The 21,279-nt window shown below is 63.4% G+C and carries 23 protein-coding genes; 9 read left to right on the top strand and 14 right to left on the bottom strand.

Features of this window, described 5'->3' with window-relative positions:
• Positions 1–25: 25 nt before the first annotated feature.
• The 8 genes from JNB89_RS25265 to JNB89_RS25230 all read right to left on the bottom strand — a co-directional run bounded on the left by JNB89_RS25265 (position 26) and on the right by JNB89_RS25230 (position 8,306).
• Positions 26–1,243, bottom strand: coding sequence for an acyl-CoA dehydrogenase family protein (locus tag JNB89_RS25265; RefSeq protein ID WP_220364021.1), 1,218 nt, complete (start codon positions 1,241–1,243; stop codon positions 26–28).
• Positions 1,244–1,552: 309 nt separating this feature from the next.
• Entirely contained in the window at positions 1,553–2,911 is a 1,359-nt protein-coding gene (locus tag JNB89_RS25260; protein WP_220364020.1) for an LLM class flavin-dependent oxidoreductase, read from the bottom strand.
• Positions 2,912–2,915: 4 nt separating this feature from the next.
• A complete protein-coding gene (locus JNB89_RS25255) occupies positions 2,916–3,680 on the bottom strand; it encodes an ABC transporter ATP-binding protein (protein WP_220364019.1) in 765 nt (254 codons plus the stop codon).
• A complete protein-coding gene (locus tag JNB89_RS25250; RefSeq protein WP_220364018.1) occupies positions 3,680–4,573 on the bottom strand; it encodes an ABC transporter permease in 894 nt (297 codons plus the stop codon). Before JNB89_RS25250 ends, JNB89_RS25255 begins: the two co-directional genes overlap by 1 nt.
• 20 nt (positions 4,574–4,593) lie before the next feature.
• A complete protein-coding gene (locus JNB89_RS25245; protein WP_220364017.1) occupies positions 4,594–5,436 on the bottom strand; it encodes an ABC transporter permease in 843 nt (280 codons plus the stop codon).
• Between the two features lie 13 nt (positions 5,437–5,449).
• Positions 5,450–6,517, bottom strand: coding sequence for an ABC transporter substrate-binding protein (locus tag JNB89_RS25240; RefSeq protein WP_220364016.1), 1,068 nt, complete (start codon positions 6,515–6,517; stop codon positions 5,450–5,452).
• A gap of 52 nt (positions 6,518–6,569) precedes the next feature.
• Positions 6,570–7,502, bottom strand: a complete 933-nt coding sequence (locus tag JNB89_RS25235; protein WP_220364015.1) for a TauD/TfdA dioxygenase family protein — start codon at positions 7,500–7,502, stop codon at positions 6,570–6,572.
• Positions 7,503–7,727: 225 nt separating this feature from the next.
• The gene (locus JNB89_RS25230; RefSeq protein ID WP_223216856.1) at positions 7,728–8,306 is read right to left on the bottom strand and encodes a cytochrome P460 family protein; all 579 of its coding nucleotides are present in this window, start codon (positions 8,304–8,306) and stop codon (positions 7,728–7,730) included.
• Positions 8,307–8,828: 522 nt separating this feature from the next.
• On the opposite strand from JNB89_RS25230, the gene JNB89_RS25225 reads away from it, so the two are divergent.
• The 3 genes from JNB89_RS25225 (at position 8,829) to JNB89_RS25215 (ending at position 10,812) form a co-directional block, all read left to right on the top strand.
• Positions 8,829–9,074 (top strand): DUF4148 domain-containing protein, encoded by a 246-nt coding sequence (locus JNB89_RS25225; RefSeq protein WP_220364014.1) that lies wholly within the window; start codon positions 8,829–8,831, stop codon positions 9,072–9,074.
• Between the two features lie 104 nt (positions 9,075–9,178).
• Positions 9,179–9,466, top strand: a complete 288-nt coding sequence (locus JNB89_RS25220; RefSeq protein ID WP_135893451.1) for a hypothetical protein — start codon at positions 9,179–9,181, stop codon at positions 9,464–9,466.
• A 74-nt stretch (positions 9,467–9,540) separates the two neighbouring features.
• Positions 9,541–10,812 carry an epoxide hydrolase family protein gene (locus tag JNB89_RS25215; protein WP_220364013.1) on the top strand — a complete coding sequence of 424 codons (1,272 nt, stop codon included), beginning with the start codon at positions 9,541–9,543 and terminating at the stop codon, positions 10,810–10,812.
• Between the two features lie 196 nt (positions 10,813–11,008).
• On the opposite strand, the gene JNB89_RS25210 is transcribed toward JNB89_RS25215, so the two are convergent.
• Complete coding sequence (locus tag JNB89_RS25210; protein WP_013338978.1) at positions 11,009–11,296, bottom strand: DUF1330 domain-containing protein; 288 nt, start codon at positions 11,294–11,296, stop codon at positions 11,009–11,011.
• A 118-nt stretch (positions 11,297–11,414) separates the two neighbouring features.
• Here JNB89_RS25210 and JNB89_RS25205 point away from each other — a divergent pair, with 118 nt between their 5' ends.
• Complete coding sequence (locus JNB89_RS25205; protein WP_220364012.1) at positions 11,415–12,359, top strand: LysR family transcriptional regulator; 945 nt, start codon at positions 11,415–11,417, stop codon at positions 12,357–12,359.
• Between the two features lie 21 nt (positions 12,360–12,380).
• Here JNB89_RS25205 and JNB89_RS25200 read toward each other — a convergent pair whose 3' ends face one another.
• The gene (locus JNB89_RS25200) at positions 12,381–13,352 is read right to left on the bottom strand and encodes a LysR family transcriptional regulator (RefSeq protein WP_135893448.1); all 972 of its coding nucleotides are present in this window, start codon (positions 13,350–13,352) and stop codon (positions 12,381–12,383) included.
• Between the two features lie 104 nt (positions 13,353–13,456).
• On the opposite strand from JNB89_RS25200, the gene JNB89_RS25195 reads away from it, so the two are divergent.
• Entirely contained in the window at positions 13,457–14,320 is an 864-nt protein-coding gene (locus JNB89_RS25195) for an SDR family oxidoreductase (protein WP_220364011.1), read from the top strand.
• 52 nt (positions 14,321–14,372) lie between these two features.
• On the opposite strand, the gene JNB89_RS25190 is transcribed toward JNB89_RS25195, so the two are convergent.
• Positions 14,373–15,164, bottom strand: coding sequence for an SDR family NAD(P)-dependent oxidoreductase (locus JNB89_RS25190; protein WP_135893446.1), 792 nt, complete (start codon positions 15,162–15,164; stop codon positions 14,373–14,375).
• Between the two features lie 70 nt (positions 15,165–15,234).
• On the bottom strand, positions 15,235–15,999 hold the full coding sequence (locus tag JNB89_RS25185; protein WP_220364010.1) for an SDR family oxidoreductase: 765 nt from the start codon (positions 15,997–15,999) through the stop codon (positions 15,235–15,237).
• A 132-nt stretch (positions 16,000–16,131) separates the two neighbouring features.
• On the opposite strand from JNB89_RS25185, the gene JNB89_RS25180 reads away from it, so the two are divergent.
• Both JNB89_RS25180 and JNB89_RS25175 read left to right on the top strand, forming a co-directional pair.
• The gene (locus JNB89_RS25180; protein WP_220364009.1) at positions 16,132–17,049 is read left to right on the top strand and encodes a LysR family transcriptional regulator; all 918 of its coding nucleotides are present in this window, start codon (positions 16,132–16,134) and stop codon (positions 17,047–17,049) included.
• Between the two features lie 286 nt (positions 17,050–17,335).
• Complete coding sequence (locus JNB89_RS25175) at positions 17,336–17,677, top strand: hypothetical protein (RefSeq protein ID WP_220364008.1); 342 nt, start codon at positions 17,336–17,338, stop codon at positions 17,675–17,677.
• Between the two features lie 28 nt (positions 17,678–17,705).
• Here JNB89_RS25175 and JNB89_RS25170 read toward each other — a convergent pair whose 3' ends face one another.
• On the bottom strand, positions 17,706–18,356 hold the full coding sequence (locus JNB89_RS25170) for a BON domain-containing protein (RefSeq protein ID WP_013338970.1): 651 nt from the start codon (positions 18,354–18,356) through the stop codon (positions 17,706–17,708).
• A gap of 74 nt (positions 18,357–18,430) precedes the next feature.
• Positions 18,431–18,856, bottom strand: coding sequence for an Hsp20/alpha crystallin family protein (locus JNB89_RS25165; protein WP_220364007.1), 426 nt, complete (start codon positions 18,854–18,856; stop codon positions 18,431–18,433).
• A 434-nt stretch (positions 18,857–19,290) separates the two neighbouring features.
• On the opposite strand from JNB89_RS25165, the gene JNB89_RS25160 reads away from it, so the two are divergent.
• Together JNB89_RS25160 and JNB89_RS25155 are read left to right on the top strand one after the other, a co-directional pair.
• Positions 19,291–20,325 (top strand): Acg family FMN-binding oxidoreductase, encoded by a 1,035-nt coding sequence (locus JNB89_RS25160; protein WP_220364006.1) that lies wholly within the window; start codon positions 19,291–19,293, stop codon positions 20,323–20,325.
• A 29-nt stretch (positions 20,326–20,354) separates the two neighbouring features.
• Positions 20,355–21,029 carry a nitroreductase family protein gene (locus JNB89_RS25155; protein WP_220364005.1) on the top strand — a complete coding sequence of 225 codons (675 nt, stop codon included), beginning with the start codon at positions 20,355–20,357 and terminating at the stop codon, positions 21,027–21,029.
• The last annotated feature ends 250 nt before the right edge of the window (positions 21,030–21,279 follow it).

The raw sequence follows: 21,279 nt of genomic DNA, 5'->3' as shown, positions 1-21,279 counted from the left end.
TATGCGGATGCGGCGCGTTGCCCGCTCAGAACACGCGTCCTTCCGTCAGATGCGTGGTGACGCCGTTCAACTCGTAATCACCGACCACACGCGCTTTGTGCAGCAGCGGATTGTGGCTGAAGATAGTGCGCAGATTGCGCCAGTGCCTGTCGAAGTTATGCACGCGCCCAGTGGCCGATGCGCCGCCCACTTCGAATAGACGCTCGCCGGTATGCAGCGCAAGCTTGCTGACCACGAGCTGCGTCTTTGCCGTGGTCAACGCGCCTTCGAGCACGCGCTCCTCGGCATCTGCAGCGCCGCTGTGGATGGCCTGGGCGGAACGATCGAGCGTGCGTGCATTGTTGGCGATCAGCGCATCGATCGAAAGACTGTGCGCGGCCAGCTCGCCCACGACCTGCTGCACGAATGCGTCTTCCCGCGCGGAAGGCGCAGGGCTGTGCAGCACCGGCCGCCCGAACTGGGTGACGTAGCGCCGTGCATCCGCGACGATATTGCGCACGATTCCCGCGGCCACCGATACGAGATGCAACTGACGCACCGCGCTGCCGTGACGGCCGGCGAGCGTCGTGTAGCCGCGCGGGGCGATCTCGTCGGCGAAAACCTGCACGTTGTCGAGCACGAGAGTGCCGCTCGCGGTCATTCTCTGGCCCATTCCGTCCCAGTCGTCGAGCACGCTCAGACCCTCGCGCGAAACCGGAATGACGATGGACACCTTCTCGTCGTTCTCGTCCTGCACGTTGATGCGCGCATAGTCGGAAAACGCCGTGCCGGTCGAATAGTATTTTTTGCCGCTCACGCGGAAATGCTCGCCGTCGCGAACCAGCTTCGTGACGATCTCGCCTGGGCGCGAGGTTCCCAGTTCGGTCGAGGCACCGCCAAAAATCGCGCCATTGCGGATTCGTTCGATCTGCCTGTCGTTGAACGCGGAACGCGGCGACAGCAACAGTTGTTCGGTCTGGTCGAAGTGAATCCGCAACGCATGGGCGACATTCGACTCGTGTGCCGCGAGTGTCGCGACGACATGAAAGAGATCTTCGAGCGATCCGCCAAGGCCGCCCCATTCAACTGGAAATCGAAGCACACCGAGCCCCGATGCGCGAAAAAGCGCAAAGCCGTCGAACGGCAATTCGCGCCGCAGCTCCCGTTGCGCGGCATCTTCTCCTAGCGCCTCGGCGAGCGCGGGCAATGCGGCGAGCGCGCTTTCCAGCGTGGTTTGAATACGATGTTGCTGAGCTGCGTGCATATGCTGGGTCCTTGTTCTGAAGCGCGCGGTATCAAGTGGCCGGCACGACTTCGCGGCAAGACCGCACTGCGCGCCGTACCCGTGGATTCGACGCCGCAGTATAGGCACCGCATTTTCACGGTGGAACCAGCGAATCGAGCTTTGAATATGCGCGATTGTGGATTGTGGATGGTGAATCGCGGATGGCGAAGCGAATGCACGACCGCAGATTCCGACGCAACAGGCGGCGTCGCGAGAGCAGCGAACCGCCGCCCAGTGGCTAGCGCGACACGCAGCGCCGCTCCGTGCGTGTACCGACCGGCACAGGCATCATCCAGCCGCTGGAACGCGCTCGGCGCGCGCCAGCGTGTGACGATTCGCAGGTCGCCGCAAACCGAGATTCTCGCGCAGCGTGCGCCCCTCGTATTCGGTGCGAAAGAGCCCTCTGCGTTGCAACTCCGGCACCACCTGATCGGCGAATTCGACGAGCCCGCCTGGCAGCCAGGGCGACATGATGTTGAAGCCGTCCGCGGCGCCCTCCTCGAACCACTGCTGCAACTGGTCTGCAATGCTCCGCGGTGTGCCGACCACCTGCTGATGTCCGCGCGCGCCCGCTATGCGCAGATACAGATCCCGAATCGTCAGATTTTCCCGGCGCGCGAGGTCGAGCAGAAGCCGCTGACGGCTCTTGCCGCCGTTGGTCTCCGGCAGGTCCGGCACGGGACCGTCGACGGGAAACGACGAGAGATCGACGCCACCAGTCATCTTGGAGAGCAACGACACGCCCACGACCGGATGGATCAGCGACTGCAATGCCTCGAACTTCTCGTCGGCCTCTTCCTGCGTGCGACCGATCACCGGGAAAATGCCCGGCATGATTTTCAGGTCGTCGGCATGGCGGCCGTATTTGCCGAGCCGTCCCTTCACGTCGCGGTAGAACGACTGTGCTTCCTCGAGCGTCTGATGCGCGACGAAGATCACCTCCGCGGTCTGCGCGGCCAGTTCGCGCCCCGCCTCGGACGCACCCGCCTGCACCACGACCGGCCAGCCTTGCGGCGCACGCGCGACGTTCAACGGCCCCTTGACCTTGAAGTGCGTGCCGCGATGGTTCAGCGCATGAAGCTTCGCTGGATCGAAGTAGAGGCCGCTCGACTTGTCGCGCACGAACGCGTCGTCTTCCCAACTGTCCCACAGGCCCGTCACGACATCGTAGAACTCGCGTGCGCGTTCGTAGCGCAGCGCATGATCGAAATGATGATCGAGGCTGAAGTTATGGGCTTCTGCCTCGCTGCTCGACGTGACGAGGTTCCAGCCGGCGCGCCCAGCGCTCAGATGATCGAGCGACGCGAATTTGCGCGCGACGTTGTATGGCTCGTTGAAGCTCGTCGATACGGTCGCCGTCAGTCCAATGTGCTTCGTGACCGCGGCGAGCGCCGAGAGCAGCGTAATAGGTTCGAAGTGGTCGGCTCGCGCGGTGCGCGACAGCGAAGCAAGGTCGGTATCGCGCACGCCCACGCTGTCGGCGAAAAAAATGGTGTCGAACTTCGCGCGCTCCGCAATCTGCGCGAGTTCGGCGTAATGCGCGAAGTCGAGTCCGGCTGCGGCGTGCGCCTGCGGATGACGCCATGCGGCGATGTGGTGGCCCGTCTCCATCAGGAACGCGCCGAGCTTGATCTGACGTTGGCTCATGTTCTCACGGTTGAACTGTAGGTGACTGGCCGAAGCCAGCGAGAAGCTCGTCGCGCAAGGCGACGTAGCGCGGATCGGTGCGCTCGCGCGGCCGCGGAAGATTCACGTCGGCAATGCGCTCGATACGGCCGGGACGAGGCGCCATCGTGACGACGCGGTCGCCGAGGTAAATGGCTTCGTCGACGTCGTGCGTGACGAGCACCATCGTGATCCGTTCGTGTTGCCAGATGCGCTGCAGTTCGTTCTGCAAGCGCCCTCGGGTCTGCGCGTCGAGCGCGCCGAACGGCTCGTCGAGCAGCAGCACGCGCGGCCTGTTCACCAGTCCGCGCGCAATCGCCACGCGCTGCGCCATGCCGCCCGACAGCTCGTGCGGATACGCATTTTCAAAGCCTTCCAGTCCGACCAGCGCAATATGCTCGGCCACCGCACGGCGCTTCTCGGCGAGCGACAGCGGCGCGTTGCGCAATGCTGCCAGCACGTTCTGCGCGGCGGTGAGCCAGGGAAACAGCCGGTGATCCTGAAACACGATGCCGCGTTGCAGCGACGTGTCGCACACACGCTCGCCTGCCACGCGGATTTCGCCGCTGTAGTCTGTGTCGAGTCCTGCGATCAGGCGCAGCAGCGTCGACTTACCGCAGCCGCTCGCGCCCAGCACGCTCACAAATTCGCCTGCGCGAATCCGCAGCGACACGCTGTCCAGCACCGGCAGCGTTGCATAGTGCTTGCTGACGCGGTCGATCTCCACGCCTTCTGCCATCACACTGGTCATTACACGTTCTCCTTCAGTGACGCGCCGCCGCGGCGTTCGAGCACCGCACGTTCGGCTGCGCGCGCGAGCCCGCTTAGCAGCGAACCGATCACGCCCACCACCACGATGCCGAACAACACAAGGTCCATGCGGAAATTCTCGCTGCCGTCGATCAGCGTGTTGCCGATGCCGCTGCCGGCAACCAGCAGATACTCCGCGCCGAGCGTCGCCAGCCACGAATAAATGAGCGCGAGATAAAGGCCCGTAAAAATGGACGGCAACGCAGCCGGAAGAAGGACGTGCCACACCAGTTGCCAGCGCGTATAGCGGAACACGTGCGCCGCTTCGACGTAGGAACGGGGCACCGCGTGGATGCCGTCGCAGGTATGCGCCGCGACCGGCAGCAACGCGGCGAGCGACAGGAACACGACCTTGGCCGCGTCGCCGAGGCCGAACCACACGGAGATAAGCGGAATCCACGCAAACAGCGAGATCTGCTTGAACGTGTCGAAGCTCGGTCCGATCATGCGAGACGCGAGGCGCGACAGACCGAGCGAAACACCCAGTGCAAGGCCGAGCACGGCGCCTATCGCAAAGCCGCTCGCCTCGCGCGCGAGCGATGCACCGAGCGCCTTCGCGAGTGCTCCGCTCGTTATCTGTTGCCACGTTGTATGCCAGACCTGCTCCGGCGTGACGAGCAGTCCGCCCTTGCCGCCGTGTACCGCGCTCACGGCCCACCAGATTGCGAAGGCAAGCGCCGGCAAGACGAAGCCACGCAGGTCGGGCAGCCGGCGCTTTTTCGCTGACTTGCCGTTGACTTTGCCATTGACTTTGCCATTGACCTCGCGATTGACCTCGCAATCGCATTGCGGCGGCGCATTGCGCGACGAGAACGTTTGAGTGAATCTGGCCATCGTCTTCGATCTCCAGTCGGTTAGCGGAACGCCGAAGGCAAGCCGCGGCGCAGCCGTCGTTCGAGCGCGTCGAGTGCGCGGTTGATCGCAAAGCCAATTGCCCCGACGATAACGACCGCCGCCATCACGAGGTCCAGCTGGAACAACTGGCGGCCATACACGATCAAGTAGCCAAGCCCTTCGGACGACGCAACCAGTTCGACGACCACCAGCGCAAGCCACGCCTTGGTAAACGCGAGCCGCACGCCGGTTGCAAGCGTAGGCACGGCGCACCGCAACACCACATGCACGATGCGCTGCCAGCGCGTATAACCGAACACGCGCGACGCTTCGATCAGCGTGACGGGCACATTGCGAAAACCCTGCAACGTACTGAGCGTCGCCGGCACGAGCGCCGCGTGCGCGATCAGGATGTACTTCAACGGCTCGCCCACGCCCACGAGCAGCAGCAGAAACGGCAGCCAGCCGAGCACGGGAATCTGCACGATCGCGTTGAAAGACGGCAGCACATAGGCCTCGAACGTACGCGACAAACCGAGCGCCGCTCCAAGCAGCAGACCGCCCAGCGTTCCGGCGACGAACCCGCACAACACGCGCTGCAGGCTGACCAGCGTGTTGTGCAGCAGATCGCCGCTTTGCGCCAGATCGACGAAGGTCGCGTACACGCGTGCAGGCGGCGGCAAGATCTGCGGTGCAATCCAGCCGCGCTCGCAGCCGAGCCACCACAGCGCAATGAGTGCCGCCGGCAGCGCCCACGGCGCGAGTGCCCAGCCGAGCGATCGCCAACGCCGCGTCAGCGTCGGGGGATGTGTCGGAATCTGGCTGCTGGCTGTTTGCAGATGTAGGGTGACGGTGTCGCTCATCGGCGCTCTCCGGTTAGCCGAGCGGCTTGCCTGCCGCGTCGTACGGGGTCCATTCGTGCTCCAGCTTCAGCGTGCGAAGCGCGTTGTCGAGGTAGCGCGTCTCGAACCAGCCGTCGACCTGCACCGGCTGACGTATCAGTTTGAGTTTCAGCGCGTCCTGTGCAACCGCTTTGTAGCGCGCGACAATGAATGGATCCACAAGCGGTGAATTGCGCGACTTGAGCGAGCCGGGCGGAAACTCCGCATTCCACGACGATTCGCTCACGCCGCTGCGCGCCCACGACTTGAAGAGTGCCTGCCGGTTCGCTTCGTCCGACGACCATTGCGCGCCCTTGACGAAGCGGGTCACCACGCGTTGCACGATGTCCGGATGCGCATGCTCGAATTCCTCGGTCACGAGCAGATGAGCCTGACGGGTGAACTGCGGACCATCGTTCTGCGATTCGTAGATGATCCTCGCGAGCCCTTGATCACGCAGCTTGTAGAGATGGTAGTCGTTGACGCTCGCGTCGATGCCTTTCGATGCGAGCGCAGCAAGTGCGCTTGCGGTATCCAGATTGATCACGCGTAGCTCACGCTCGTCGAGGCCGTTTTTCGCGAGTGCGTTGTCGGCGACGGTCTGCAGGTTCGTACCGCGAAAGAGCCCGACACGTTTGCCTTTCAGATCCTTGATCGAGTGCACATCCGAGTCCGGCGGCACGCCGATCTTCACGCCCACCCGCACGCCGGATTCGAGCAGGATGCGTGTTTTCAGGCCGTTTGCGCGGCCGAGAACCGACGGCAAATCGCCCTGAAACGCGAAGTCTATCGACTTGTCCGCGAGTGCCTCGTTGACCGCCGGGCCCGCCCCTTTGAAGAATAGCCACTCGACCTTGATGCCGTCAGCGGCAAATTCTTTTTCGAGCAATTGTTGCTGCTGCACCGTTGCCGCCGACGATCCGCCGAAAGTAGGCGGATCGCCGTTGCCCTGCTGTGCGACGCCGATGCGAATGGTGGCCGGTTTGTCGGCCAAAGCGGCCGTCGCTACGAGACCGCACGCGCACGCGATCGCGACGCTTCTGAGAAGACGCAAAAAGCTCATCGGACGAAAATCCAGGTAGGTGAAGAAGCGGCGCGGGCGCCGCTCGTGGTCCTTATGCCGGCGTCTTGAGCGCCACGCTGCGCTTACCGTCGATACCGACCGGCACGTCGCCTTTCACCGTGGCACGACGTACGACGCGGCGCGAATCGCCGTAGTCGTTGATCGCATAGTGCTGCGTTGCGCGGTTGTCCCAGATCGCGACGTCGCCTTCGGCCCACTGCCAGCGCACGGTATTCTCAAGACGCGTGATGTGTTCGTGCAGCACCTGCAGCAGGCTCGCGGAATCCTGAGCCGACAGCCCCGCAAAACGCTGTGCAAAATGGCCGAGCACGAGCGTGCGCTCGCCGGTGACCGGATGCACGCTGACCACCGGATGCTCGGTCTCATAGACCTTCGAGATGAATACCTCGCGGTAACGCTTGAGTTGCGTATCGTCTGCTTCGGCGTGCGACGACGCGTAATCGTAAGCGTTGGTATGGATAGCGCGGGCGTGGTCGGCGAACGCGCGCAGCGGCTCAGGCAGACGTTCGTAAGCAGCGGCCGTGTTGGCCCAGACCGTGTCGCCGCCGACAGGTGGAATGGTGATCGCGCGCAGAATCGACAGTTTTGGATAGGCGTCGACGAAAGTAATGTCGGTATGCCACGAATTGGCGCGTGCGCCATGTGCCGAGTCGAGATCGAGCAGATCTGCACTGCCTGCATGTGACGGCACCGTGGGATGCGCGACCGTTTCGCCGAAACGACGCGCGAAGCCTTCCTGGCTCGCATCGTCCAGATGCCCCTGGCCGCGAAAGAACAGCACCTTGTGCGTGTAGAGCGCCTTTTCGATGGCTTCGAAGGTCGGCTGATCGAGCGTGGGCGACAGCGTGACACCTTCAACCTGCGCACCGATTCGACCAGCGAGGCGCCGAATGTTCAACGACGCTCTAGCTGCGGATTCGACGCTGACTGACGCGTCGGAACGTGTGGACTGGACTTCTGACATCGACTCTCTCCCAGACATGGTTGAGGTCTTATTCAAGCAGCGCCGACCGAAAAGCTGAACTGACTATTTGTGCGTCGTTAAGTGCGAGGCGCGTAATAAGCTAAGAAGCTTGTACGTTTGACTGCGGCGGGCACTAAGTAAAGCGGGGCCTGCGCTGTGCTGGATTAGTACGCCTGATGCCCAGCACGCGAGGCTCCCCGCCGGGAAATCCTCTCCCCCACCCGTTCACGGCGCAAAGCGCGTGAAGACATAATCGCGATCCTTCACACGTGCCGCATGACAGGCGAAACATGTCTCATGTTGCGCGGCGTCCACCGGCTGGCCGTTGATGAAGCGCCCGAAACCCCAACCGCCGGTGGATGCATAGCGCCGCGAATCTTTCACCATCACCTGTACCGTCGTGGGTGCGCCCGGCACCGTAGCCGATGGGAATTCGGGCGACTGCATGCGTTTGTACGCGAGTTTCACCAGGATCGTCCCGTCAGGATAAGGAAGGGTCGAGTTCTCGATTGCCTTTATTGCTGCGGGATTGCCGAGCACGACGCGCAATTCGTCGAGCGGCGCCGCTTCTTCCGCCGGGGCGATCATTTGCCACTGGCGGTACCCCTCCGGAATCGCCACCCCGTAGATCGGCGAGACAGGTCCTTTGCCCGGCTCGGCAAGCGCGTGCCCCGATGCGCCCAGCAACAGCGCCACGTTCAACACAACATTCGCAATCCGAACTGATCGCTTACGTCTGTCTACCCGTTGCGCGACGGGCGTGCGAGGTAGACGGCGGGGCAGCGTGTTGCTCTGTTCTGTCATGGCTCATTTTCCTTATCTAGAGAGCTTGGAAAGAAAAACGCGCAGTCGAAGGCCCGCATCATTCGTGTCACACAAGGGCAGGACTTGCGCTCTTCGCGGCAACGCCGGTTCGACTCGCGGAAAAGTTATTAAACGTCCCGCACGTATCTGCTTTATGTCGGCAGCGCCGCCCCGCGCAACGTTATGTATCGGCTCCCCCTCCAGATACGTTTCGATACAAAGCGACGCCAGGCGCCATGTCTATATGGCTCCTGCATGCAGCGCTGTGGGCATCCCCTATCGCGTTGGGCTACGGATTCACCGCCTTCACGGCCGATTTGTTTCTCATTGTGTATGCCGCTTTAGCCGATACAGAGCGTTGCAATAAGCCACGCCCACGACACAAGCCAGATACGTCGTCCCGCTCTAATGCATCCAACGACGCGATTCAATCCACGCATTCACGCAGACAACGACGCTCTGCGCACCGCACGGACCGCCGCGCTCGGATGCATCCAACCCGACCCGCTTCTGGAGAACGACATGAAAGTATCGACCATCGCCCTGACCTTTGCTGCATGCGCTTTGACTGCTTCCGCTTACGCGGCCACTCCGGCCAATGCGGCTGATCAGCGCACACAGTCTTACGACGCAACACACACCGTGCAATGGACGCCCGCAGCCAATGCGCCGCACGCGAAGACCCGCGCCGAGGTTCGCCAGGAACTGGTGCGCGCAGAGAAAGACGGCCAGCTCGCCGCAATCAACAAGTTCTACCAAGGCAGCTAAGCCACGAGTGCACCTGGCATTCAGGCTCGCGCGACCTGGTCCACGAGCCGACTAAACCATGCAATAGCAAACAGCTTTTGCCAAACCAACATCTGGAGGTTGTCATGATCAAGCATCTCTTTGTTGCTGCAGTGGTGGCCGCCGGCGCCGCCTTCGTTTCGCCCGTCTTCGCGAGCAGCGGCTACGGTCCCGCGCCTCATTACGACCCGCTCGTCGGTGCGCCCGCATCGCAACGCGGCCAGAGCGCCCTGACCGTTCAGGCCGAATCAGCGATCACCATGGCGAGTGCGGACGACGTGACGCAAGCGTATGGCGGCATGCCCGACTCGACCTCGCAAGCCGGTGCTCGCATCACGCGCGCGGCTTCGCTGACGCCCTACTCGCACCACTGACCAGTGCACTTTTCGCACACGCGCCGGCGCGTTGATATCGCGCGCCGGTCTTTTCCAGTGCAAGGACAATAAACATGCCTTCAACACCGTTTTCGCCTCGCCGGCGTCATCTTCTTGCGGCTTCCGCTGCAGTCGCTGCTGCCGGCCTGATTCCCGGATCCGTCTTCGCCGCGTCCGGCGACAACCGGATCCGCCCGTTCAAAGCGAATGTATCGGAGGCCGCGCTAGTCGATTTGCGTCGGCGTCTTGCGGCCACGCGTTGGCCCGGCAAGGAAACCGTCAACGATGATTCACAAGGCGTGCAACTCGCGCGAATGCAGTCGCTCATCCAGTACTGGGCGACGGACTACGACTGGCGCAAAGGCGAGGCAAAGCTCAACGCGCTGCCGATGTTCATGACCGAAATCGACGGACTCGACATTCAGTTCATTCATGTGCGCTCGCGGCACAAGAATGCTTTGCCGTTGATCATGACGCACGGCTGGCCGGGCTCGATTTTCGAACTGATCAAGGTGATTGCACCGCTGACCGATCCCACCGCGCATGGCGGCAGTGCGGACGACGCGTTTCACATCGTCATTCCGTCGCTGCCGGGATTCGGTTTCTCCGGGCAGCCCAAAGCCACCGGCTGGGGCTCCGACCACATCGCACGCGCGTGGGGCGAACTGATGGCGCGGCTCGGCTATACGCGCTTCGTTTCGCAGGGCGGCGATTGCGGATCGGTGATCTCGCACCGCATGGCAATGCAGAAAGTGAAGGGGCTAATCGGCATTCATGTGAACATGCCCGCGACTGTTCCGCCCGACATCGCGAAACTGCTGTTGCTGGGCGAGCCCGCACCCGCGAGTCTGTCTGCGTCGGAAAAGGCGGCCTACGACGCGCTCAACGCGTTCTATCGCGACAATTCCGGCTATTCGGCAATGATGGTGACGCGACCGCAAACCGTCGGCTACGCGCTTGCGGACTCACCGGTAGGACAGGCCGCCTGGATGTACGACAAAATCTCGCAATGGACGTATAGCGGCGGCGTGCCGGAACGCTCGTTGACGCGCGATGAAATGCTCGACGACATCTCGCTCTACTGGCTGACCGATAGCGCGACCTCGGCTGCGCAGATCTATTGGGAGGACCACTCGAACAACTTCAACGCCGTGGACATTTCCCTGCCCGCCGCCGTGACCGTCTTTCCCGGCGAAATCTATCGCGCTCCGCGAAGCTGGACGGAGCGCGCGTATCACAACCTTATTTACTTCAACGAGGTGGACAAGGGGGGACACTTCGCGGCGTGGGAAGAACCGCAGCTCTTTTCGAGCGAGGTGCGTGCCGCGTTCCGGACACTGCGCTGACCTGCCGTGGTGAGTGGCTGAGCCGGACCGTCGTGCCCGCTCGCGCGGCTTGCCCTGACGTCCCGCCCGCACGTTCCCGCGTGCCGGGCGGGACTCGCATTTCGGCGCTGCGCTTGCGATGCGATGTGTACCGGCCTCCGACACACATAGCCCAGTTGCGCGCCGACTTCTCGCATTCGAGGCGCGAAGCCTTTTCTCACACGCCTTCGACGAGAACGGCGCGATAACGCGCGCCCTTGAAGCGGTGCTGCGCGACTTCCTGATATGCCGGACCGTCGTACCACGCACGCGCCGCTTCAGTCGACGGAAACTCCACGATCACGACGCCCTCCGGCCCTTCGCCCTCGAGCACCTGTTGCGGTCCGTATGCAGCGAGAATCTTCACAGGATGACCCTTGAAGGTCTCGCCTACCTTGCTCTGGTAGATGTCCAGTTCACCCTGATCCTGCGTGCTTTCCTTCGTGAAGACAATGTAAGTCGCCATGGCATACGCTCCTGCAGTGGTGGGAAGGTCACGTGATGATGCCATGAAATCCGGCCCGGCCTGGTGCGCGCACTCGTGGTGCACTGCGAATGACAGCAGAACCCACTATCATCGGGTCATGGATCTTCTCAAAGCGATGACCGTGTTCGTGCGCGTGGTCGAAACCGGCAGCCTCACCGCGGCCGCGGTAGCCTGCGACCTGTCGCCGACGATGGTCGGTAATCACTTGCAGGCGCTTGAAACGCGGCTCGGCACACGCCTCATTCATCGCACCACGCGCAAGCAGCAGTTGAGCGCATTCGGTCGGACTTACTACGAACGGTGCGTCGACATACTTGGGCTGATCGACGAGTCCGAGCGGCTCGCGCTCGATCATCTCGCGACGCCGCGCGGCCGCCTGCGCGTCACCGCGCCGGTGGTATTCAGCAACGAATGTCTGATCCCGGCAATCGGGGACTACTGCGAGCGCTATCCCGAGGTGAAACTCGACATCGTTGCAACGGACGCACTGTCCGATCTGGTCGACGATGGCTTTGAAGCCGCGATTCGCATCGGTGCGTTGGGCAACCAGGACCTGGTCGCGCGGCAGCTTACGCCGTATCGGCTCGTGCTGTGCGCTTCGCGCGCGTATCTGAAAGCGCATGGCACGCCCTCGACGCCCGAGGCACTCTCGACCCATCAGTGCCTGACCTATGCGTATCCGCCGCGTTCGGAATGGCACACCGCACAGCCCGAATGGGTGCTGCACGGGCCGGATGGTCGAGTGAGCGTACCCGTGAACGGACGCCTGAAAATCGACAACGCCGAGGCACTGCGCCGGGCGGCGCTGCGCGGCCTGGGTATTGCGATGCTGCCCGCAATACTGGTCGACGACGATCTGCGCGCGCAGCGCTTGACCGAAGTACTGCCCGGCTATGTGGCACCGGAGCGGCAGTTGAGTCTGCTCTATCTGCGCGAGCGGCAAATGTCGAGCAAGCTGCGCAGCTTCATCGACTTCGTGGTTGATCGCTTTGGCATGGACGCAAAATCGCAGCAAGTTGATCAAGCGGAAAGCCGCGCGTAGACATGTCCTGATCGAGCCGCATCAAACGCGTGCCTGGTCGCGACGGCGACCGGCACTCCTGCGAGCGGACCGCGTCCGGTTTGCTTCCCCCTCTTCCGCTTCCGATCCGATGAAGCCAGCCAGTTCTTCCGGTTTTCCCAACGGGAACGCTTCCTTGATGTGATCGAGAAACGCAGAAACGCGAGCGCTCAGCAAGCGCCGCGACGGATAAAGCGCCCATAGTGCGATGTCGGGGCCCTCCACATCGCCCCAATGCGCAAGCCGGCCCGCTGCAATGTCGTGGCTCACCAGCGACAGCGGCAGGCGCGCGGCGCCCACGCCAAGGCGCACCGTGTCACGCACCATGATCAACGACGACAGGCAAGCAACGGGCGTGACGGCAATGCGCGCCTGGCCCCTCGGTCCAGTGACCTGCCACGAGGCCACCCGCTCATGCTCCGCACGAACGACAACAGGAACACTCGACTTGCCCTTCGGCCTCGCCATGTCGGGCCTCGCGACCACCACGAGCCTGTCGCGCATGAACACGCGGCCAATCAGGTTCTCGTCCGGATCGGGGTTCACGCGAATCACGAGGTCATAACCTTCCTCGACCATGTCGACGGGACGATCTTCCGTCGTGACTTCCAGCCGCACGTCCGGATACTTCAGCGCGAACGTGGCGACCAGCTTGCCCATCGCAATCTGTGAGAAAAGCGCCGGCGCGCTGATGCGCAGCCGGCCGCGCGGTTGTTCGCCGCCCGACGCAATCGCAGCGGCGCTCTCGGTCAGTTCGCTCAGAAGCGCCCCGGTCCGCTCATAAAGGGCCCGCCCTTCCTGGGTGAGTTTCAACCCGCGCGGCCCACGTTCGAAGAGCCGCAAACCCAGGCTGTTTTCGAGTTCCGTGACCCGGCGCGACAGCGTGGCCTTGGGACGCCCGGTTGCACGCGCAGCCTCGCCCAGGCTTTCGTAGCGGGCGACCAGGTTGAAATCGGCAAGCGCAAGAAGATCCATGTGTTCCACCAGTGAGATACCCCGTCTCTTTATAGCATCTTCCGGACCGTCAGTGGATCACTTACCTTAGAGACACCCCAACCGAACTTTCAGGAGTGAACATCATGACTATCCTCGTTACCGGCGCGACTGGCCGAGTCGGCCATCAGGTCGTCAAGCAGCTCGTCCAGCGCGGCGCCGATGTGCGCGTGCTCGTGCGCGATCCGTCCAAGGCCGACTTCCCCGCGAGCGTGACGCTCATGCAGGGCGACATGCTCGACATCGACTCGCTTCGCAAGGCGTTCGCCGGAGTCCGCACGCTGTTCCTGCTCAATGCCGTGGCTGGCGACGAATTCACCCAGGCGCTCATCTGCCTGAACGTGGCTCGCGAGTCCGGCGTCGAGCGAGTGGTCTACCTGTCGGTCATGCACGCCGAGCGCTTCGTGAACGTGCCGCACTTTGCGGTGAAGTCCGGCGCGGAACGAATGATCAAAGAGATGGGCTTGAGCGCGACGATCCTGCGCCCTGCCTACTTCATGGACAACGAGAGCATGATTCGCGATGTAATCGTCGATCACGGCGTCTACCCGATGCCCATTGGCAGCAAGGGACTCGCGATGGTCCACACTGGCGATATCGCGGAAGTCGCGGCCATCGAACTGCTGCGTCGCGACGCGGCTCCCGGCAAACTGCCTGTCGAGGTCATCAACCTGGTCGGCCCCGACACGTTGACGGGGCCCGGACTCGCCGCGACCTGGTCGGAGGTGCTTGGCCGCCCGGTCGCCTACGGCGGCGACGATCCCAGCGGCTTCGAGCAGAACCTCGCGACCTTCATGCCAAAGTGGATGGCGTACGAAATGCGCCTGATGGCCGAGCGCTACGTCAGCGACGGCATGGTGCCGCAAGCCGGCGATGCCGCGCGACTCGTCAGCATACTCGGCCGCCCGCTGCACTCGTACCGTGAGTTTGCGCAGCAACTGGCAGGCTAGGCGCGGGTGCCTGTCGTCCCTCGCACACAGCCTGCCCCGTACCCAGCCCGCTCTAAAAAGCGCTCTTCACCACGCCACCGTCGGCCCGCAACGCAGCGCCCGTGGTTGCCGACGAAAGCGGGCTGGCGATATACGCGACGAGGGACGCAATCTCCTGCGGCGTAGCGAACCGCTTGATGAGCGAGGTGGGACGAACCTTCTCGAAGAACTCCTTTTCGAAGGCTTCAAACGATTTGCCGTCGGCCTGCGCAAGCGTCTCCACGAACTCGCCCACTCCGCGCGATTTCGTCGGTCCGGGCAGGATGCTGTTGACCGTAATGCCCGTGCCGGCAACGGCTTCGGCAAGCCCCCGCGAAACCGCGAGCTGCGCGGTTTTGGTCATTCCGTAGTGGATCATCTCGGCGGGAATCTGCACTCCGCTTTCGCTCGAAATGAAAATGATGCGCCCCCAGTCGGCACGCCTCATTGCAGGCAGAAAGAGGCGAGCAAGGCGTACGCCGCTCAATACGTTGACGTCGAAGAAGCGCTGCCAGTCCGCGTCAGGGATCTCTTCGAACGGCTTGGGCTCGAAAATGCCCAGGTTGTTGACCAGAATCTCCACATTGGGGTAACGCCGCGCGAGTTCTTCAGCCGAGGCGGCCGCGCTCAGATCGCCTGCAAATCCAAGCACTTCGTTGCCGGTCTGCTCTTTCAGGCGCGCCACCACCTCGTCCACCGACGACTGCGAGCGGCCGTTTACGATCACGCGCGCGCCTTCCTCGGCCAATGTACTGGCAATGGCAAAGCCAATGCCGGCTGTGCTGCCGCTCACCAGTGCCAGCTTGCCTGTCAGGTTCAGGTCCATGAATGCCCTCCTTGTGTGAAATGAAAAAATGGCGGCATCGCGTGTTCAATGTCAGATGCCGCCGGCACATTTACGTACGGGTGATGGAGATGCCGCCATCGACGAGAGATGCCGTGCCTGTCACGAAGGACGAATCGTCCGACGCGAGATACAGCACCGAACGCGCCAGCTCTTCCGGTTTCGCTACGCGCTTGAGCGCATGCAGGCCGGTCACGAACGCCTGCGATTCGTTCGAGTCGTTCATGTCGCGATACATCTCCGTGTCGACGGCGCCCGGCAATACCGCGTTCGCGCGCACGCCTTGCGCGCCGTACTCGGCGGCGAGTGCCTGGGTGAGTCCGATCAGCCCGGCCTTGCTCGCGGCGTAGGCCGCCGTGCCCGGAAAGGCGAACGAGTAGCCGACGAACGTGGACGTGAAGATGATAGACCCACCGCCCTGCTTCAGCATTTCCGGAATCTGGTGTTTCGCCCCGAGAAAAGCACTTGTCAGATTGGTGGCAAGCGCGGTGTTCCAGCCCGCTTCGGAAATGCCCGTAGTCGGGCCCATTTCGCCGAGAATGCCGGCGTTGTTAAAGGCAATGTCCAGACGGCCGAAACGGCTCACCGCGAGCGCGACCAGCGCCTTCGCGAAGTCTTCCGATTGCACGTCGCCCGCCAGATAGGCGGCCTCGCCGCCTTCGCCGGCGATCTCCGCGACGAGCGTTTCGAGTTCCGCCGCGCGGCGGGCCGCCACGACCACCTTGGCTCCCTCCTTCGCGAACAGCTTGGCGGTGGCGCGGCCAATTCCTGCACTGGCGCCCGTGACGATAGCGACTTTGTCGGTCAAACGTTGCATGTTGCTCTCCTGATGCATTCGGCCAGTGCCCGATGCCTTGGCCCGTGCAAGCACTATAGGCTTCAGTCCCAATGGCAGAAAGGCCAAAAACATGGTCCAATCGGTCAGTTTTTGTGAATGATGGAGAGCGACATGGATCGCCTGCGCGCCTTCGAGGTCTTCGTGACGGTGGTCGCCCGCGGCGGCTTTGCGCGCGCGGCGGACGTGCTCGGCACGTCGCCGGCAAACGTGACCCGCTATGTGAACGAACTGGAAGCGCACCTGGGCACGCGGCTGCTTAACCGCACCTCGCGCACGCTGTCCCTCACCGAAGGCGGCGAAACGCTTTACGCCCGCTGCAAGTCGATTCTCGACGACGTCGCGGAGACTGAAGGGCTGGTGTCCTCCGCTTCGGTGGAACCGCGCGGACGACTGCGCATCAATGTGCCGGTGAGCTTTGGCATTCTGCATCTGGCGCCGCTATGGCCCGCGTTCATGCAAAAGTATCCCGGCATCGAACTCGACGTTGGGCTGATCGACCGGGTTGTCGATATCGTGGACGAGGGCTATGACATCGCCATTCGCATCTCCCGCGCCGGCTCGACTAACCACGCGGCCCGCAAACTGGCGACGTCGCAGAACGTGCTCTGTGCATCACCGGCTTATCTGGCTCGCTACGGAGCGCCCGCAACGCCCGCCGACCTGCTTGCGCATCGCTGCATCGGGTACACGTATGCAGCGACAGGCGATGAGTGGCAAATTACCGACCGCCGTGGAAAGGTCCACCCCGTGAAGGTCGATTGTCGGATGCACACGAATAACGGCGACACCGCACGCGCAGCGGCGCTCGCCGGGCAAGGCGTGATCTGGCAGCCGACCTTTCTGATCGGCGGCGATCTGCGTGCCGGCACACTCGTTCGCGTGTTGCCGGACTACCGCCTGCCGGAGATCGACATACTCGCGCTGTACCCGAGCCGCCGGCACGTGAGCGCGAGAGTCCGCGTGATGATCGATTTCCTGGTCGACGCTTTTGCCGGCGTGCCGCCGTGGGATCGCGACGGAGACCGGTGAGCCGGCTGCGCCAAACCAGATTGCAGCTGCGTTGCGGCACCAGCGTTGCAAAGGTTCGGATGGTCGGCTCCTCGGGCGTGGCCTTCTCACGCGACCCGCAGCTCCAGCCCATCCCATCTTCAACAAAATTGGCTCTTGACTCAGATCAATCGCGAATTCGCGGACACCCTTATCCTGAATTGACGGAAGCACCAGGCCCTTACATTGCGACATTCGCGTGACAGTGGTCGCTTTTCCTTCCCATCCGACGGCCCTCACGCCTTGCGCAACCGGACCCGCCTATCTCATGGTGACCAATCGACACGCCGAGCGCGAACTTGCCCACATCGTCTCGATGATCGGACAACTGGAACGATTGCTGGAACAGGAAGCACGGCTGCCCCCTCTTGCCGTGTTCGAGCTGGCTTACTGGCGAGCCCGCATCCAGTGCGTGACCGGCTCTACCGGCTCTACCGGCTCTACCGGCTCTACCGGCTCTACCGGCTCTACCGGCTCCACCGGCTCCACCGACACGACCGACGGGACAGCGCGCGTCACCGCTCGCGCCTCTGCGCTGCTCGCGCGGCTCGACGCGCTCGACGATGCAGCCGCGTCCGGGGCGCTCAATTCACCCCGCAACAGCGGCTGACCCCGCAGCGCGATGACCGAACGCGCCTTTACGACACCGTCAGGTCGTCGACGACCGCATGCACGCCCGGCGCCGACCATGCCGCGCCGCGCACCGCCCAGCGCTCGGCCGCGGAGCCGACCTTGCCCGTCAGCGTGACCGTTCCCTCGTGCACCTTGACCTCGATGTGCTTGGCCTCGCGCTCGGCGTGACGCTGCAATGCCTTGCCGATCTGCTCGCCAATATCCTGCGCGGCAGCTTCGCCGCCGATGCGTATCAGGTTCGATACGCCCGTCACGCCGCGCATGTGCGAAATGGTGCGGGTCGCGACATGGCTTTGATAGGCGCAGTCGACCTCGCCGCTCAACGTCACCCAGCCTTTCTCGACCTGCACCTTGACGGCTTCTTCATTCAAGCCGACGGTCCAGCGCATCATGGTGCGAACCGCGTTGGCGATTTCTTCGTCGGTGCGTACGTCCGCGTGCGGCAAGCGAATGCTCATCTCGACCACCACCGCCTTTACACCGGCTACGCGTTGCGCCGCCTTTTCCGCCGCGAGCTTTTCCGCGTAGCTGGATGGATGGCCCGACAGCGTCACGATGCGATCGCGCACTTCGACGCCGATGTCCGTGCTTTCTACGGCCGGGTCCCAGGCCAATTCTTCCTCGACCTGACGTTTCAATTCGAAGTCCGACTTCATTGCGTGCTCCTTGTTGGCGTAACGGCGTGCCCCGCGGCGCACGCGAGCTTGCCGCGTGCGCCGCATCCGCGGGCTTAGTTGATCTGCAGGCGCTTGCGCTCGGACGACGCCTTTTTCGGCAACGTCAGCGAGAGCACGCCGTCTTTGTACTCTGCTGCGGCGGAGCTTTCGTCGACTTCGTTCGCCAGCGAGAATGCACGGCTGACCGCGCCTGCATAGCGCTCGCGGCGAATCACCCGTTCGCCGTCCTTCATTTCCTGGTTCCGTTCTACTTTCGCGCTGATCGAAACCAGGTTGCCGTCGATCTTCACATCAATGTCCTTTTTCTCGACTCCCGGCAATTCCGCCTTCACGCTGTAGGCGGTGTCGCTCTCCGTCACGTCGAGTTTGATATCGGCAAGCGGCTCGCCGCCCGCGCCGCGCATCGGGCGAAACAGTCCCTGGAACAGTTCGGACATGGGTTCCAGCGCAAAGGGATCGAATCGTGTCATGTTGCTCATCATCGTGCTCCTGGCCTCGTCATGGACGTTACAAAAGAGAATTGCGTTGCACGCGTAACCCCTCGCGCAAACGCGAACAGAAAACGGCGCGCCGCTGCGTGCCGCGATGCATCGCATATGCTCGCGTCTGGCGACAGCACCGGCTCGCTGTATCAATGACTGTAGGCGTGGCTGCCGGGCGTCGATTGATATGTGTCAACCATGCCCGCATGGTGAGCGAGCGTGCAATGCCACAGCTCGTCCGCTGCGACACATCGAACAATGGACCGGGCATTGCGACGCGCCGATCGGGCTTTAGCTTCGCGTTGCAGCGATGCCGCGAACGGCCCACGTCTGCCGCCAATTCTCCCGTTGCACGCTGGCTGATCCAGATCAATCCGCGCGCGGCTCAGCCTGACACAGTGACAAGAGGGAATCGTGCAGGAGACCACGACATGAGCCAACTGCAGCAGTCGGCTGCCTGGGCCGTCGACGAACAGGAACTCGCCAGCACCGCGAGCACCCAGGACAAGCTGCGCTTCGCGCTGCGCTATGCGGTGCTGGCGCCGTCCAATCACAACACGCAGCCGTGGCATTTCATCGTGGACGGCGACAGCGCGACGCTATGCGCCGACCGGCTGCGCGCGCTGCCGGTGGTCGATCCGTTCGATCGCGAGCTGATGATCAGTTGCGGCGCGGCGCTTCTCAATCTGCGCGTGGCGCTCAGCCACTTCGGGCTCGCCTACGCGATCACGCTGCTTCCTTCGCGCGTCGATCCGGACGTGCTGGCGCAACTGCGGATCGTTCCCGACGGTCATTGCGACACCGCACTGGCCACGCTCTTTCCTGCGATTTGTGAGCGTGTCACGACGCGCGAAATCTTCAGGGACGAGCCGCTGCCGATGGGCGTGCTGCAACAACTCGTCGACGCAGCCGAGGCCGAGGGCGCGGACGCCGTGTGCATCTCGAGCGCCACGATGCGGGAAAAAGTAGCGGAGCTGGTCGCCGAGGCGGACCGCATGCAGTTCGACGATCCGCGCTTTCGCCGCGAGCTGGCGAGCTGGATTCACCCGCGCCGCCGCGATGACGGCATGCCCGCACTGTCGCCGCGCATGACCGCGCTGCTGGATCTCGCGGCGCCGCTGCTTGCCTCGGTGGTACGCACGTTCGATCTGGGCGGCGGGCTTGCGGCCGCGCATCATGCGCTCGCGGAAGGCTCGCCGCTGCTCGTCTGCCTCGCGACGCCGACCGACGATGCACCCGCATGGCTCGCCGCCGGTCAGGCGCTCGAGCGGCTGCTGCTGGTCGCGGCCAATGCCGGCGTCACGGCCTCGTATCTGAACCAGCCGATCGAAGTCACCTCGCTGCGCGAGCGGCTACGCACGCTGCTCGTGATGGACGCGATTCCGCAACTCATGTTGCGCGTCGGCCGCGGCGAGCGGACAGCGGCTCATTCGCCGCGCCGGCCGCTCGCCGCGGTCGTGTCGTGAAGGACCCACGTTTGTCCGGTGAAACTGCTATGAAGCACTATTTCAGACTTGGCACGACAACGCCCGCCGCGACGCATGCGCGGCCTGCTCATGGCGAGGCCGCGCCGCGCATCGTATTGCCGCCGCCGGTGTCGAGCGGCGGCATGCCGATCCTCGACGCCTTCGCAAAACGGCGCACTACGCGCCGCTTCGCGTCGACCGAACTCGACGACGCCACGCTCGGGCAACTGTTATGGGCTGCCAACGGTGTGAACCGCACGGATCACGAAGGCAACGACAGACGCACGGCTCCGTCCGTGCTCGCCTTGCATGAAATCGACGTGTATGCGGCGCTCGCGCGCGGCATGTATCGCTACGATGCGCGGCAGCATTGCCTCGATCTGGTGATCGCAGCCGATCTGCGCGCGCTGACCGGCTATCAGGAGTTTGTCGGCGAAGCGCCGCTCGAACTGGTGTACGTGGCCGACCTCGCGCGGATGCAGGACATCGCGCCGTCCCAACGCGAGCCGTTCGCGTATGCGAGCGCAGGCGCCATCGTGCAGAACGTCTATCTGTTCTGTGCCGCGGCCGGCCTGGCCGTGACCGCGCGCAGCTGGCTGAACCGCAGCACGCTCGGCGCCGAGATGCGTCTGTCGCGCGACAGCGTGCCGGTGCTTGCGCAAACCGTCGGTCATTTCGAGGACGGTGAGACGGCGGCGGGGTGAATTGCGGTTGAGGGTTGGGATCGGACGTTGCGCTTGACGGTTGCGCTTGAACGTTGCGCTTGAAAGTTGCGATTGAACCTTACGCTCGAACGTTGCGCTTCTTGAAGGTTGCGCTTGAACGTTACGCTTGCACCTTGCGCTTTAAGGTTGCGCTCGAACGGCAAAGGCAAACGCGCTGATCCGGCCAAGCGAGGCGGCTGCCGCCCGAGCGCCCCACGCGTGCTCCACCTGCGGCGTCCCACCCCCGGGC

This window comes from Paraburkholderia phenoliruptrix (assembly GCF_019511605.1).
GTDB lineage: Bacteria > Pseudomonadota > Gammaproteobacteria > Burkholderiales > Burkholderiaceae > Paraburkholderia > Paraburkholderia phenoliruptrix_A.
Note: the sequence above shows the minus strand (reverse complement) of the source record. Positions and strands in the feature narration are given on the sequence as shown.